General features: G+C 36.2%; 7 protein-coding genes. 6 read left to right on the top strand and 1 reads right to left on the bottom strand.

Features of this window, described 5'->3' with window-relative positions; genetic code table 11:
* Positions 1-185: 185 nt before the first annotated feature.
* Positions 186-956, bottom strand: coding sequence for an IclR family transcriptional regulator (locus tag ACZZZI_RS19715; protein WP_316758152.1), 771 nt, complete (start codon positions 954-956; stop codon positions 186-188).
* 298 nt (positions 957-1,254) lie between these two features.
* Between ACZZZI_RS19715 and ACZZZI_RS19710 the strand changes: the two genes are divergently transcribed.
* From ACZZZI_RS19710 to ACZZZI_RS19685, 6 genes are all read left to right on the top strand, one after another.
* Positions 1,255-4,392 (top strand): SusC/RagA family TonB-linked outer membrane protein, encoded by a 3,138-nt coding sequence (locus ACZZZI_RS19710; RefSeq protein WP_463490888.1) that lies wholly within the window; start codon positions 1,255-1,257, stop codon positions 4,390-4,392.
* Between the two features lie 10 nt (positions 4,393-4,402).
* The gene (locus ACZZZI_RS19705) at positions 4,403-5,944 is read left to right on the top strand and encodes a RagB/SusD family nutrient uptake outer membrane protein (RefSeq protein WP_316758157.1); all 1,542 of its coding nucleotides are present in this window, start codon (positions 4,403-4,405) and stop codon (positions 5,942-5,944) included.
* 204 nt (positions 5,945-6,148) lie between these two features.
* On the top strand, positions 6,149-8,896 hold the full coding sequence (locus tag ACZZZI_RS19700) for a family 78 glycoside hydrolase catalytic domain (RefSeq protein WP_316758159.1): 2,748 nt from the start codon (positions 6,149-6,151) through the stop codon (positions 8,894-8,896).
* Positions 8,897-10,000 (top strand): glycosylase, encoded by a 1,104-nt coding sequence (locus ACZZZI_RS19695; protein WP_316758160.1) that lies wholly within the window; start codon positions 8,897-8,899, stop codon positions 9,998-10,000.
* A gap of 12 nt (positions 10,001-10,012) precedes the next feature.
* Entirely contained in the window at positions 10,013-12,559 is a 2,547-nt protein-coding gene (gene galB / locus ACZZZI_RS19690) for a beta-galactosidase GalB (protein ID WP_463490885.1), read from the top strand.
* The gene (locus ACZZZI_RS19685) at positions 12,556-15,990 is read left to right on the top strand and encodes a glycoside hydrolase family 2 TIM barrel-domain containing protein (protein ID WP_316758165.1); all 3,435 of its coding nucleotides are present in this window, start codon (positions 12,556-12,558) and stop codon (positions 15,988-15,990) included. Before galB ends, ACZZZI_RS19685 begins: the two co-directional genes overlap by 4 nt.
* Positions 15,991-16,088: the final 98 nt, after the last annotated feature.

The following is a 16,088-nucleotide window of genomic DNA, read 5'->3' as shown; positions in this document are numbered from 1 at the left end:
AATAGCAGCAACCTTGAATATGCTGTCATGCTGAGGCACGAAGCATCTGTTTCATCGATCGCAGATGCTTCGTGCTTCAGCATGACAGAAGTTTTATTAAAAGATTGAAACGAAAAGCGGGACTGCTGTAACCGATTAGCATAGCTATTGCTTTTCAAATAAATTTAAAACTTGAGGAATTAAGGTTAAACCCCAATTCTTTGTTCAATTTTTTTAACGCATTTGTAGGCTTCTTCTAAAATTACGTCGTTTTCAATTGCCTTATCTGCATTTAAGGCATTTAACATAGAAATGGTTAAACAAGCTATGATTCCGTTTTTATCGGCAACACCGATTGGAACAGAAATATCTGTTACGCCTGATACCGAGTCGCTATTTTTAAAGTATGAGCCTGTTTGTTGTATTTCTGACAAAGAAGTTAAAAAATCTTCTTGTTGTTGTTTAGCATATTTTTTGAAGATACTGTTGTTTTTTAAAACCGTACTTCGCTCACTTTCGGGCATATAAGCCAATAAAACCTTACCAGATGCGGTTAAAGGCAAAGGGAATAAATTTCCTTCTTCTATAGAAAGCGCAATTGGCCCAGGGCTTTTAGCATGGATAATTACCATTACCTGATTCATGTAGAAAATACTTAAATGACAAGACTGGCGAATGGTATTTGCAAGCTCTTCTAAAGGAAATTGTGCTGCTTTTCTTAATTCATCGATCGGTGAGTGACGGTGGGAAAGATAGAAAAGCTTAAGTGATAAACGGTATTTACCCGAAACTTCATCACGGAGAATATAACCACGGCTTTCTAAACTCATCAACATCCTATAAATTTCATTAGGTGTTTTTTCAATTCCTGTAGCAATTTCGGTTTGCGATAATGGAACTGACTGAGCAGACAAATATTCAAGTATATCTAACCCCTTATCTAATGCTGGGGCCTGGTATTTAGTATCGTTATTCATTGGAGGTAATTTAAACAAACTTAATGATTTGGATGAAAAAAAATAATTTATATATGAATAGAAAGTTCATTATAAAAGTTACATTCATATATGAAATATATATTTATATTTGAGTTAATCAGATATTCGGAAAAGAGTATGAGCCTTAAGTCTTGCACAAATTGTGAGGTAAGTCCTATATCTGATAAGATGTTAACAAAATATTAACCCTAACTAATCATTACTATTTTCTTAAACACAACTCAGATAATCTTCTAAGGATTATCAAAAAATAACCTAACCAAATTAAAATTCGATTATGAACCCAATTAAACGCAAAAGCTATTGCCGATTTAGGCTACGCTATGTATTAATCGCCAAACTCTTAACTATTATGATGTTTGTCGCGGTTTCTGGATATGCCCAGACATTACCGAGTACATTTATTATTAAAGGGACAGTGACATCGCAAAAGGGCGAAACATTACCTGGTGTGAGCGTTAAGGTGAAAGGGACAAGTATTGGGGCGACGACAGATAACGACGGAAAATATTCAATTTCTGCTGCTTCGGGTAATGTAACTTTAGTTTATTCTTTTGTGGGTTTTACCATTCAAGAAGTAGAAGTAAACAATCGCAATACCATTAATGTAAAACTTGCTGAAGAGCAAAATGACCTGGATGAGGTAATTGTTGTGGGTTACGGTACACAAAAGAAAATAAACTTAACTGGTGCCGTTGCAACGGTAAGTGGTGCAACCTTAACGGAAAGACCCGCCCCTAATGCAGCTAATTTAATACAAGGGCGTATTACAGGTGTTCAAGTTACGCAGCCTTCGGGCGAACCAGGAAGAGATAATCCAAATTTTTTAATTAGAGGAAGATCTACTTATGGTGGTAGTACCGATCCATTAATATTAATTGATGGTGTTGCAGGTTCGTTTAATAATTTATCGCCAGATGACATTGAGAATGTAACGGTGTTAAAAGATGCATCGTCTGCTGCGATCTATGGAGCTAGAGCGGCTAACGGTGTAATATTAGTAACTACCAAAAAAGGTAAAAAAGGCGAAACGGTTTTTAGTTACCGCACAAATTTTGCCCGACATACGCCAACTGCATTGCCAGATTTGATTACTAATTCTGCGCAGTATATGGAAATGTATAATACTGCCGCGGCTCGTTCTGGTATCGCTTTCAGATATCCACAGGCAGATATTGATTTATACAGAAATTCGCCAGATAAGGCACAATATCCAGATTTTGATAATATGGATTATTATATTAATCCTGCAAATGTGATGCAGCATAACCTGTCTATTTCTGGTGGAAGTGATAAAAGCACATTTAATATTTCAGCTGGTTACTTAGATCAAAATGCTGTTTTCGAAGGATATAAATTTAAACGTTATAATGCATTACTAAACTATAACAACAATCTAACCAAAAGTATAAGTGTTGGTACCATCATCAATATGACTTATAAAGACCGTAAAGAACCACCTTTTACTGGTGAGAATATGGCTTTATTGGTTTACGCTGCTGGTCCGCTTTATGGTCCATTCTTACCGGATGGAAGTGGAAGAATTGTTTCGAGAGCATATGCGAATGAAGGTAGAAATCGGAATCCGCAAGAGGCTTATGCAATGGGTGAGCAAACCACAAAGGAATACAATGTTAACGCTCAGGCATACATCGATATTAAACCATTTAAAGGCTTAACATGGAGTTCGAAGGTAGCTATTAACTATGTTGATGAATATTATAAAATGTATCAGCATCCATATTCGGCGTATTTACTTCAGGATAGGGCAGCAGTAACAAATGAATATGTTGCAAACTCTTTTGGTCCTGATATTTTAGGTGTTACCGATCAGTATTCGAAAGTTTTAAATCCAACCGTTTATTCGACTTTGACTTACGAGAAAACTTTAGGTACAGGTCATAACCTGAAGGCTTTAGCTGGTTTTGAACAGTTATCTTATAAAAATCAAAATTTAAGAGGAAGAAGAATTAGTACGGTAGCTCCAGTTTTAGAAGATCTTACAGGTTATTCTGCATCGGGCGAATCTCTATATTTTACACATCCAAGATTACCATCTTTGGCTGCACCATCTGAGTGGGGAATGAGATCGTTATTTGGAAGAATTAATTACGATTATAAAGGTAAATATCTCTTAGAAGCTAATTTACGTTACGACGGAACTTCTAAAGTTTCTCCTGATTACAGATGGGGTGTATTTCCATCGTTCTCTGCTGGCTGGTTAGTTTCAGAAGAAGGTTTCTTGAAAGATAAATTAAGCTGGTTAAGTAGTTTTAAAATTAGAGGTTCATACGGTACACTTGGTAACCAGGATATCGGTACTTATTTATACCAAGATAATATCATCATCAATAACGTAAATTATCCATTTGGTAATGGTGCATTACAACAAGGCGGTGTTATTAACGATTTTAAAGATGTTAGTTTAAGATGGGAATCAACCAGAAGTATTGATGTAGGTTTTGATTTAAACGTTAAAAATGGACTATTCGGTGCTACTTTCGATTGGTTCAGACGTTCTACCTTCGATATTTTAGCAAGACCAACCGTTCCATTGAGTTTAGGTTTAGGTGCATCAACAGTTAACGATGGAAAAATGAGGAGTCAAGGTGTAGAGTTAGCCTTAACCCACCAAAATCGAATTGGTGAATTTACATACAGCTTAAATGCATTAATTTCTACAGCCAAAAATAAAGTAATTGAACTTAGAACGCCAGCTAAAGGTAGTACAATAAACGAAGTTGGTTTACCTTATTCTTCTTTCTATTTATATGAATGGGATGGTATTTTCCAGGTTGAAGATATTGGCAATCCAAGTGTGCCTGTACATGAGTTAAATCGTAATCCAAAAGCTGGAGATTTAAAAATGAAGGATGTTAATGGCGATGGAATTGTAAATGCAAACGATAGAGTAGTAGTAGATGGCGCCTATCCTGATTTTAACTATTCTTTCGGTCTAAATTTAGGTTATAAAAGATTTAGCTTCAGTGCATTTTTTCAAGGACTTGAAGGCATAAAAAATCGTGTAAACAACTGGGGTGTCGATCCTTTTCAACAAGGTACAGCGCCAACCACTAAGTTTTTAAATGCCTGGACACCTGAAAACAGGAGTAATACTGTGCCTGCAATTTATGTTGCTGGTTATAGCGGAGTTGCGCCTTATGCAGCATCTACTTATTATTTACAAGACGCATCTTATTTACGCCTAAAAAATGTAATGCTTGGCTTCGATGTACCAGTTAGTGCTATTTCTAAAATAGGAATTAAAAATTTAAATGTTTATGTATCTGCCGACAATTTATTCACCATCACAAAGTATGAAGGAGGTGATCCTGAAAGAGCAAGTTCTACAGGAAATCTTGCGCAATATCCGCAAACGAAAATTTTTAATGTTGGTTTAAATGTTAAATTCTAAGGTGTATCTCATGAAAAATAAAAATATAATATGGTGTGCTGTATTCGGATTATTAACATTCGGATCTTGCAAAAAAGATTTTTTAGATAAAAATCCATTAAATAGTGTTTCTTCTGAAATTTTTTGGGCATCAGAAACTGATGTTCAAACCGCATTATCTGGTGTATATTCTCGCTTGCAACAAAACTTTCTAGGCTACGAAAGGGTGTATTTAGATGCTTTGAGTGATAATGCTTTCCCATATCAAAATACCAATCAGGCAAACTTACTGGAAATGACAACAGGAAGTATATCGCCTGGATTGGGAGGTGTTTTACCAAATCTTTATTCATCTCCATATAGAGCGATTACTTCTTGTAATTACTTTTTAGATAATGTAGATCGCGCTCCTGTTACCGAAGCAAAGAAAAATGTTTATAAAGCAGAAGTTCGTTTTATAAGGGCTTTAGCGTATTTCGATTTGGTTCAAAATTTTGGTGGAGTTCCAATTAACACTAATTATCCCAAAACGGTTGATGAAGTTAAAATTCCGAAAAGTACTAAAGAGCAGGTTTATGCATTTATACAGCAAGATTTAGACTTTGCAATCGCAAACTTACCTAACGAAAAATATAATGGACACGCAGTTAAAGGCAGTGCACAAGGTATTAAGGCAAGGGTTTTAATTACGCAGCAGAAATGGGCAGAAGCAGTTCCAGTTTTGAAAGAAATTATGACCGATAATAAATTTGCACTTTCTAACAATTATGCGGCTTTATTTAAAACCAGCGGACAAGCTACTGCTGCTGTTAATACCGAAATTATGTTTTCTACCCAATATCTTGCTCCAACAAATCCGCAAAGAACCTCTCCTGGTGCTGGTGGAATGGATATTGAATTGGGGTGGTTTTCTTTAATTCAGCCATATAAAGATTTAGCTGATGATTATGAAATGACCGATGGAAAACCAAGCGCAGAATCGCCACTATTCAGTGCTGCAAATCCTTATGCAAATCGCGATCCTCGTTTAGATTTAACTATGAAATTGCCAAACGAAATTTGGAGGAATTCTACAAATGTAATTTGGAATGGATTTACGCAATCTTTTACAGGGTTTTTAATGGAGAAATACGTTGATTTATCGAGAGCTCCAATTACATCTGCAACAGCTACCCTTACAGATCAGGATTATATTCATCTACGTTACGCAGACATATTATTAATGTATGCTGAAGCTCAAAATGAAGTTAGTGGACCAGATGCAACCGTTTACAAAGCAATTAATGATGTTAGGCAGCGAGTTGGTATTGCAATGCCATTAACCGATCAGTCAAAATACGGTACACAAGTTGCGCTTAGAAACTACATTCGCCACGAAAGACGAATTGAGTTTGCACTTGAAGGTCAGCGCTACAATGATCTAAAACGCTGGAATATTGCACATATAAAGCTACCAACTTTACGTACACCAGCAGGAACGACACTGATTTTTGAAACTAAAAATTATGTTTTGCCGTTTCCAGCATCAGAGTTAGATAACAATCCAAAGTTGGTTCAAAATCCAAACTATTAAAATATATACAGAGCTGGGATTATAATTAGTTCCAGCTTTGAATAAAACTTGATGATAAGATATTACAACACAAGGTTAATTTGATATAAAAAACACCCGTTACATTCCATTATTTTTGTAGTTAAGCCTATGCTCTACCAAATATATTATAATAAATTATCTGCCTTAGTTACCTGTAGAAACTTGTTTAAACAAGCTTTATCAATGCTATTTGTATTGATGTTTCTGGTATTTTCAAGCAAAAATGCTTTAGCTCAGGATATTAGCGTAAATCGTTTAACGTGTGGGTATTTGGTAAATCCAATCGGTGTAGATTTTATTGCTCCAAACTTGAGCTGGAAATTAGAATCATCAAAACACAATGTGATGCAAACCGCTTACCAGATTTTGGTTTCGAGCAGTCAGGCTAATTTAGATAAGCATATTGGTGATGTTTGGGATACTAAAAAAGTAAATTCATCTCAATCGATTCAGGTAAAATATAGTGGTGCAAAACTTTTATCTACTAAAACCTATTATTGGAAAATTCGGGTTTGGGATAATTATAAAAATGAATCTGCCTGGAGCAAAACTGCTTTTTGGCAAATGGGTTTGTTAAATGCTGAAGATTGGAAAGGTGCTAAATGGATTGCGTTTGATAAATTAGCCGATTCAAATGTAAATATCCTGCCAACGGATGGTAAGAAGGATAAGTTCAATGCCAATAATGTTTTGCCGATGTTTCGTAAAGATTTTTCGGTAACGAAAACGATTAAAAAAGCTACAGCTTTTATTTCTGGCTTAGGGCATTTCGAAATGAGTTTGAACGGAGCGAAAGTTGGAGATGATTTTCTTGCTCCTGGCTGGACGAAGTACGATAAGGAGGCTTTGTATGTTACTTACAATATAACCAAACAAGTTAAAAAAGGCGGAAATGCCATTGGCGTAATGCTTGGTAACGGCTTTTATTACGTTCCGCCAGTAAAAGATAGATACAGAAAATTAAAGGTTGCTTATGGTTACCCAAAAATGATTTGTAGAGTTTTGGTTGAATATGCTGATGGCACATCTGAAAATGTTATCAGCAATCAGAATTGGAAAACCGATAAATCTCCCGTAACTTTTTCTAGCATTTACGGAGGCGAAGATTACAACGCAAATCTCGAACAAAAGGGATGGAATGTATCAGGTTTTAATGATGGTAATTGGAAATCATCATTAATTGTTGATGGGCCAAAATTGAATGCTCAAAAGGAAGAACCTGTTAAGATTTTCGATAATTTTTCTGCAAAAAATATTACTAGTACAATTAATGGAGAATGGGTTTACGATTTAGGACAAAACTCATCGGCTATAATTGAATTAAAAGTTCGTGGTAAAAAAGGCGATACGATTAAAATTACGCCAGCTGAATTAATAAAGGAAGATGGTTCAGTTACACAGAAAAATATAGGTGGTCCATCTTACTTCAGTTATATTTTAAAAGGCGATGGTTTAGAAACCTGGCGACCAAAATTCTTTTATACAGGTTTTCGCTATTTACAAGTTAAAGGTGGCGTTCCAACTGGAAAAGGAAATACATCAGGCAAAGCCGTAATTGAAGATTTAAGAGCATTGCATATAAGAAATGCAGCAGAGCCAGTGGGGAAATTTTCATCATCTAATGAGTTATTTAACAAAACTTTTAAGCTGATAGATTGGTCGATAAAAAGCAATATGGTAAGTGTTTTTACCGATTGTCCGCACCGCGAAAAACTGGGTTGGTTAGAGCAATTGCATTTAATGGGTAACTCAGTTGGTTATAATTACGATGCTGCACCGCTTTTCAAAAAAGCTTTGCAGGATATGAAAAACTCGCAATTGCCAAACGGATTAATTCCTGAAATTGCACCTGAGTATGTAAAATTTGAGTGGGGTGGTGATATGTTTCGCGATTCGCCTGAATGGGGCAGTAGTGGCATTTTATTGCCTTGGTATTTGTATCAGTGGTATGGAGATAAACAGGCAATGGTAGGTTATTACCCAATGATGCAACGCTATATCAACTATTTGGCCACTAAAGCTGACCATCATATTTTATCACAAGGATTAGGCGACTGGTACGATTTAGGTCCGAAACCACCAGGCGTTTCTCAATTAACGCCGATGGGTGTTACTGGAACTGCGATTTATTATTATGATTTGAAGATTTTGGAAAAAATGGCTACACTTTTAGGTAAAAAAGCAGATGCTATAACTTATTCAAAATTAGCTGTTGAAGTTAGAAAATCATTCAATAATAAGTTTTTCGATAGCAAAACCAACCAGTATGCTACAGGTTCTCAAGCTGCAAATGCGATGGCTGTTTATATGGGTTTGGTTGAAGACAAAGATAAAGTTGCCGTAATTGATAATTTGGTAAGAGACATCAGAGATAGAAAAAATAGTTTAACAGCTGGTGATATCGGTTATCGTTATGTTTTGCGTGTGTTGGAAGATGCAGGGAAATCTGATGTGATTTTCGATATGAACAGTCGTTCGGATGTTCCAGGTTATGGGATGCAAATAGCCAAAGGTGCAACAGCTTTAACCGAAAGTTGGGCCGCACTTCCAACCGTGTCAAATAATCATTTTATGCTCGGGCATTTAATGGAATGGCTTTATAGCGGCATCGGTGGTATTCGCCAAGCAGAAAATTCTACGGCTTTTAAAAATATTAAAATTGAACCTGAGATAGTTGGCGATTTAACTTCGGCTGATGTAAGTTACAATTCTCCTTACGGGGAAATTTCCTCTTCATGGAAAAAAACAGGTAAAGAATTTACATTGGAAGTAAATGTTCCAGCAAATACAACCGCGGATGTTTATCTTCCTGTATCGGTTAATCAAAAAGTTAGCGAAATAAACAATGTCGCTTTCCAAACGATTGGGTCTGAGCAGGGAAAGACAAAAATTTCAATAGGTTCGGGCACTTATAAATTTAATGTGAAATAGATGAGAGCGATTTGGATCTACGTATTTGTTGCGCTATTAAGCTTTTCCGCATTTGCTCAGGAGATTAAAAATCCTGTTTCTCAAACTGAAATGGAAAAAATTTATCAGGAAGTAAAAACGCCTTACAAATATGGTTTGGTTTTGGTTCCTGATGATAAAGACCATAAAATGGATTGCCCGACGATTTTTAGAAAAGGTAAAGATTGGTATATGACTTACCTGATTTTTAGCGGTCGTGGTTACGAAACCTGGTTATCAAAAAGCAGTGATTTACTGCATTGGGAAAACCTTGGGAAACTGATGTCTTTTGAAGAATCTGGTAAATGGGATGATAATCAAAAGGCGGGTTACAATGCACTATTAGATACGAAATGGGGTGGAAGTTACCAAGCTAAAACATTTGATGGAAAATATTGGATGTCGTATTTCGGTGGAAAAGAGAAAGGTTACGAAGTAGAACCATTATCCATCGGGATGGCTTTTACAAACCAGCACCCATCTGTCGTACAGGAGTGGAAAAGGTTGGATAAGCCAGTTTTAAGTTCTTCAGATACAGATGTTCGCTGGTGGGAAAACCGCAACAAACTTTTCAAAAGCACTGTAATTGAAGATAAGAAGAGGTTAACAGGGCATCGATTTGTGATGTATTACAATGCCGTTGGCGATTCGTTAACTAATAATAAAAAAACACGTTGGTATGAGCGGATTGGTATGGCGGTTTCTGATGATATGATAAATTGGAATCGTTTTCAGAAAGATCCAGTTGTTCATCATCCTGTAGGAATTACTGGCGATGCTGTGATTCAGCAAATGGGTAAAAACTATGTGATGTTTTATTTTGGCGCTTTTTGGCAGGATAGAAAAGGGTCTTTTAATCGCTTTGCGGTTTCTAAAGACTTGGTAAACTGGACCGATTGGACTGGAGAAAACCTAATTGAATCATCAGAAAAATACGATGAATTATATGCACATAAATCTTTTGTGCTTAAATATAAAGGAGTAGTTTATCACTTCTATTGCGCTGTTAACAAGCAAGATCAACGCGGTATTGCCGTTGCAACGTCGAAAGATTTAGGTAAAAGTAAAGTGAATTTTGTTCAATAATTAGAAATGAAGATGCCTCAGTTTAAATATAGAATGTTTGGTTTGATACTTTTGGTGTTCGTGATGTTTTTTGCACCACGTCATTGCGAGGCACGAAGTAATCTAGCAACTATGGGTTTAAATAGTAACCGCATTAAGATTGCTTCGTGCGTCGCAATGACGACTGTTCCAGTAAATACGATTTCTGAATTTCGCTCTATAACAAGCTTCAACAAAGATTGGAAATTCTTCCTTGGCGATGAACCTGGTGCAAAATCTCCTGCATTTACCGATGCAAAATGGAGAAAATTGACTTTGCCACACGATTGGAGTATTGAAGGGAAATTTGATGAGAAAAACCCTGCAAAACCCGAAGGTGGCGGTTTGCCAACTGGAATTGGTTGGTATAGAAAAGAATTTATCGCACCTGCTAATTTTCAAAGCAGATTAATAACCATCGAATTTGATGGCGTTTACAAAAACAGCGAAGTTTGGATAAACGGAAAATATTTAGGCAAACGGCCGTATGGATATTCATCGTTTTCTTACGAGATAGGCAAATATCTAAAAACGGGAAAAAATATTATCGCCGTTAAAGTTGATAATTCTGCACAGCCCGATTCCCGTTGGTATTCAGGTTCAGGTATTTATAGAAATGTTTGGTTAACCTCAACAGCTAAAATTGCTGTAGCAAAATGGGGAACATTCGTAAGAGCTGATTTTGTTAAAGCAAATGCAAAAGATGTACATTATCCAGATCCTCATGCTATTGTTGAAATAAATACAAAGATTATAAATGAAACTGGTAGGATTCAGTCAGCTGATGTGATTGAGAAAATATATGACCCAAACGGTAAATTAGTAAATAATTCAACTTACAATGTTAAAAAATTAGGCAAAGAACAAGATATGTTTACCAAACTATTCGATTTAAAAAATCCGATGCTTTGGTCTGTAGAAAATCCTAATCAGTATAAATTGGTTACTCAGATTCTTCAAAACGGTAAAATAATCGATTCCTACGAAACCAAGTTCGGAATTCGCTCTTTCAACTTTGATGCGGCAAAAGGCTTTTCTTTAAATGGCAAACCGATGAAAATTTACGGTGTTTGTTTACACCACGATTTAGGCGCATTGGGTGCTGCGGTTAATGTTCGAGCGATGGAACGTCAGCTGGAAATTATGAAAGAAATGGGTGTGAATGCCATACGGACTGCACACAACCCACCTGCGCCAGAGTTTTTAGATTTATGTGATAGAATGGGTTTCCTGGTAATGGATGAGGCTTTTGATATGTGGGCGAAGAAAAAAACCAAAAATGATTATCACTTAAACTTTCCAGAATGGCACAAACGTGATTTAGAAGATATGGTTCTTCGTGACAGAAATCATCCATCAATTATATTATGGAGTATTGGAAACGAAATTCGCGAACAATTTGACAGCACAGGTATTGCGCTTACAAAAGAATTGGTTTCAATTGTTAAGAATTTGGATACTTCTCGTCCTGTAATTTCGGCTTTAACCGAAACTGATTCGACTAAAAACTTTATTTATCAGGCTAAGGCTTTAGATATTTATGGCTTAAATTATAACCATAAAAAATACGCCGATTTCCAGAAAAACTATCCTGGTGTGAAATTTCTGGCTACAGAAACAACATCTGGCTTACAAACAAGAGGTTTTTATGATACAGCCGATACCATTCGCCGTTGGCCGCGAGATGGTAAAACAAAATTTGTTGAGGGCAATAAAGAATGGTCTGCATCTTCTTACGATAACGTTTCTGCTTATTGGGGTTCTACACATGAAGAAACCTGGGCGGCAGCGAAAAAGTACGACCATGTTTCGGGTTTATTTGTTTGGACAGGTTTTGATTACCTTGGCGAACCTTTGCCTTATCCCTGGCCAGCCAGAAGTTCGTATTTCGGAATCGTTGATTTAGCAGGTTTCCCGAAGGATTCTTATTATATGTACCAAAGTGAATGGACAAACAAACCTGTTTTGCATATACTTCCACATTGGAATTGGGAGCAAGGAAAATCAATTGAGGTTTGGGCTTATTACAACAATGCTGATGAGGTTGAACTTTATCTAAACGGAAAATCTTTAGGTAAAAAAACTAAGCAAAACGATGATTTACATGTGCTTTGGAATGTAAATTTTGAACCTGGAACATTGAAAGCGATCTCCAGAAAAAATGGCAAGGAAGTTTTGGTACGTGAAGTAAAAACAGCTGGAGCTCCTGCAAAAATTGAATTAATCGCTGATAGAAAAAATATTAAAGCTGATGGTAAAGATTTATCTTTTATTACTGTTCGAATTTTAGATGAAAATGGAAATTTAGTGCCTAATGCAGATAATTTAGTTGATTTTAAGGTAGAAGGAAATGGTTTTGTTGCAGGCGTTGATAATGGTTTTCAGGCGAGTTTAGAGCCTTTTAAAGCCAATTACCGCAAAGCATTTCACGGTTTGTGTCTGGCTATTCTTCAATCAACAGAAAAAAGCGGGAATATTAAATTAACTGCAACATCTAACGGTTTATCTTCTTCATCAATTACAATTAATACTGAAAAATGATGAAGAAACCTAGTTATATAAAGATTGCTTCATGCCTTGCAATGACGTTCCCATTATCGTCATTGAGAGGAAGTTTGACAAAGCAATCTTTTTGCAAAAGCTTTTCAGTTTCGAGAAACTTAGATGTTCTTAAGTATTTTAGACGGTTAGAATTAATATGCTTAACCCTGCTAGCGACTTCGGCGTCTGCTCAGCTTGTTGATAAAACACCAACGGCCGTTCAAAAAGCGCCTCAAATTTATAGCAAAGAACCTTGGGAAGACCAATTAGTTAGTGGAATAAATCGCGATGCATCTCGGGCAACGGCTTATTCCTTTACCAGCATAGCTGATGCAAAAAATGGCAATCGAGATAAATCAACCAGAATGATTTCTTTAAACGGCGATTGGGATTTCAATTTCGCGATAAAACCTGCCGATGCGCCAACTGATTTTTATAAATCACGCGTTAGCGGATGGAAAAAGATAGAAGTGCCCTCAAACTGGGAAATGAAAGGTTATGATAAGCCAATTTATAAAAGTGCCGTTTATCCGTTTCGTCCAGTTAATCCCCCAAATCCGCCGATGGATTATAACGGAGTGGGCAGTTATCAACGCACTTTTTCTATTCCTGAAAATTGGAAAGACATGAACATTACACTGCATTTTGGTGGGGTAAGTTCGGGCTATAAAGTTTGGCTAAACGGTAAGTTTTTAGGTTATGCCGAAGATAGTTTTCTTTCTTCTGAGTTTAATATTACACCTTATTTACAAGCTGGAGAAAATATATTATCGGTACAGGTAATGCGTTGGACGGATGGTAGTTTTCTTGAAGACCAAGATCACTGGCGTTTAAGTGGCATCCACAGAGAAGTTATACTTTTAGCAGAACCAAAACTTAGAATCGCAGATTTCTTTGTTCAAACTAAGTTGGATAAGGATTACAAAGATGCAACGCTAAGCATTCGTCCGCGAATTGAAAACCTGACTGGTAAAGAAGTGAAAGGCTACAAAGTTAAAGCTTCGCTTTTTGATAAAAATGGCAAGGAAGTTTTTGCAAATCCTTTAGAAAGAAGTGCAGAAAGCATTATAAATGAAATCTGGCCACGATTAGATAACGTAAAATTTGGTTTGCTTGAAACGAAGGTTAAAAATCCATTGAAATGGAGCGATGAAGTTCCAAATCTTTACACGCTTACCATTTCATTAGAAGATAGTTTAGGAAAGGTTTTAGAAGTAAAAAGTACCAAAGTTGGTTTCCGTAGCATCGAATTTTCTAAAACAAACGGAAAGCTTTTAATCAATGGAAAAGAAACTTATTTATATGGTATTAATCGCCCTGATCATCATCCAACAAAAGGAAAAGCATTAAGTAGAGAGGATATTTTGGAAGATGTTTTAACGATAAAACGTTTTAATTTTAACTGCATTCGAACAAGCCATTATCCAATGGATCCTTATTTGTATGATTTATGCGATGAATTTGGAATTTTAGTAATTGATGAAGCGAATCTGGAAACACATGGTTTGGGTGGTAAATTAAGCAACGACCCAACCTGGACTTCTGCCTATTTAGAACGCAGCAGTAGAATGGTGATGCGTGATAAAAACCATCCAAGTATTATAATCTGGAGTTTAGGAAATGAATCGGGTAGTGGACCGAATCATGCAGCTATGGCAGCGTGGATTCATGATTTTGATATCACCAGGCCAGTTCATTATGAACCAGCAATGGGTAATCCACGTTTAGAAGGCTATATGGATCCAAGCAACCCAGCTTATTTAAAAGCTAACGACCATTCTCACAGGTTGCAAAATCCTCAAGACCAACCTTATATTGATATTGTGAGCAGGATGTATCCAAGTATCTACACGCCGAAAATGCTAGCTGAGCAAAAGAATGGTGATAATAGACCTATTTTCTTTGTAGAGTATGCACATGCGATGGGTAATTCGGTTGGGAATATGAAAGATTTTTGGGATGTTTTTCGTGCTACGCCTCGTATAATTGGTGGTGCGATTTGGGAATTTAAAGATCAGGGAATTTTACAGACAGATAGTGCTGGAAATAAATTTTATGCCTACGGCGGAGATTTTGGTGAAAAGTATTTCGATAATTTCACCATTAAAGGCATTGTAAATTCTGACGGTAAACCAAAAGGCGCAATGTTCGAATGTAAACGTGTTTATCAAGGTGCAGAAAGTGAGCTTAGCGATAAATCGAAAGCAATAATTAAAATTACAAATCGCCATTCGGTAAAAAACTTAAATGATTATACGGTTACTCTAATTGTACGGAAAGATGGTATGGTTGTTAGTCAGAAAGTATTACCAGCAATTAATTTAGCTGCAGGAAAGGATACTTTGCTAAATATTTCCAAGTATTTGCCAAAAATGGAATCTGGTTCTGAATATTTGGCTGATATTCATTTCTCTTTGAGTAAAGATGAACTTTGGGCAAATAAAGGCTTCGAAGTTGCAGCAAACCAATTTGCTTTAACAGGTTTGGCAGAAGCTAAATCAGTTGATAAGATTGCTCAACCAAAATATACAAGTAATGCCGAATTAGATATTTACTCAAGTCAAAATTTCGAAATTGGCATCAGCAAAAAGAATGGTGCTTTGGTTTCTTATAAATGGAAAGGCGAACAACAAATTTTTGCTCCGCTGTTGCCGAATTTTACTCGTCCGTTAACTGATAATGATAAACGTGGCTGGAAATCGAACAAAAAATTAAAGCAATGGTATGCTAAAGACTTGAAATTCATTTCAAGCTCTGCTGGAAAATTTGATGCTAAAGATGGTTCTGGATTGTTAATTACCAGCGATTATAGTTTGATTAACGATAGTGCCAAGGTTAAAGTAAATTATCAAATTTCATCAAGCGGAATTATCAAAGTTAATTATGCTTTAGAGGTAAAATCAGGTTTGCCAAATATTCCAAAAGTTGGAATGCAGCTAGGTATCCTACGCAAAAACGATAATATTTCTTGGTATGGTAAAGGTCCGATGGAGAATTATATCGATAAAAATTATGGTGCAGATGTGGCAATTTACAGCGAACCAATTAACGATTTTATGGAGCACTATGCGGTTCCGCAAGAGAATGGAAACCGAACCGATGTACGTTGGATGTACTTTTCTAACTCTGCAAAAAACCAAGGTTTAGTTTTTGTTGCAGACAGTTTGCTGAGCATGAGCGCTAGTCCTTATACCGATGAAAATGTGCAAGCAGCAAAACATACTAACAAATTAAAAGATGCAGGGTTTTTAACGGTTAATGTAGATTTAATTCAAATGGGCGCTGGTGGAAACGATAGTTGGAGTGATGTTGCAGCACCATTGCCGCAATATCAAATTCCATCAAAAAATTATAAATACAGTTTTTATCTTTTCCCTTTTGATGGTAAAAAGGAAGAAGTTAGTAATAAGATGAAAAGAATAAAATTTTAGGTATTGTCATTCTGAGGAACGAAGAATCTGTAAACGATAAAAAGCAGTCATTAAAATGGCAGTAACTCAAATCGAGCTTATGTTGAATCGGTCAGGGA

The organism is Pedobacter sp. AC190, from assembly GCF_979258025.1.
Note: the sequence above shows the minus strand (reverse complement) of the source record. Positions and strands in the feature narration are given on the sequence as shown.

What these genes read in the sequence shown, in the direction of transcription:
- ACZZZI_RS19710 (WP_463490888.1), top strand. Translation starts at nt 1,255, where the DNA reads ATGAACCCAATTAAACGCAAAAGCTATTGCCGATTTAGGCTACGCTAT.
- ACZZZI_RS19705 (WP_316758157.1), top strand. Translation starts at nt 4,403, where the DNA reads ATGAAAAATAAAAATATAATATGGTGTGCTGTATTCGGATTATTAACA.
- ACZZZI_RS19715 (WP_316758152.1), bottom strand. Translation starts at nt 956, where the DNA reads ATGAATAACGATACTAAATACCAGGCCCCAGCATTAGATAAGGGGTTA.
- ACZZZI_RS19685 (WP_316758165.1), top strand. Translation starts at nt 12,556, where the DNA reads ATGATGAAGAAACCTAGTTATATAAAGATTGCTTCATGCCTTGCAATG.
- galB (WP_463490885.1), top strand. Translation starts at nt 10,013, where the DNA reads ATGCCTCAGTTTAAATATAGAATGTTTGGTTTGATACTTTTGGTGTTC.
- ACZZZI_RS19695 (WP_316758160.1), top strand. Translation starts at nt 8,897, where the DNA reads ATGAGAGCGATTTGGATCTACGTATTTGTTGCGCTATTAAGCTTTTCC.
- ACZZZI_RS19700 (WP_316758159.1), top strand. Translation starts at nt 6,149, where the DNA reads ATGCTATTTGTATTGATGTTTCTGGTATTTTCAAGCAAAAATGCTTTA.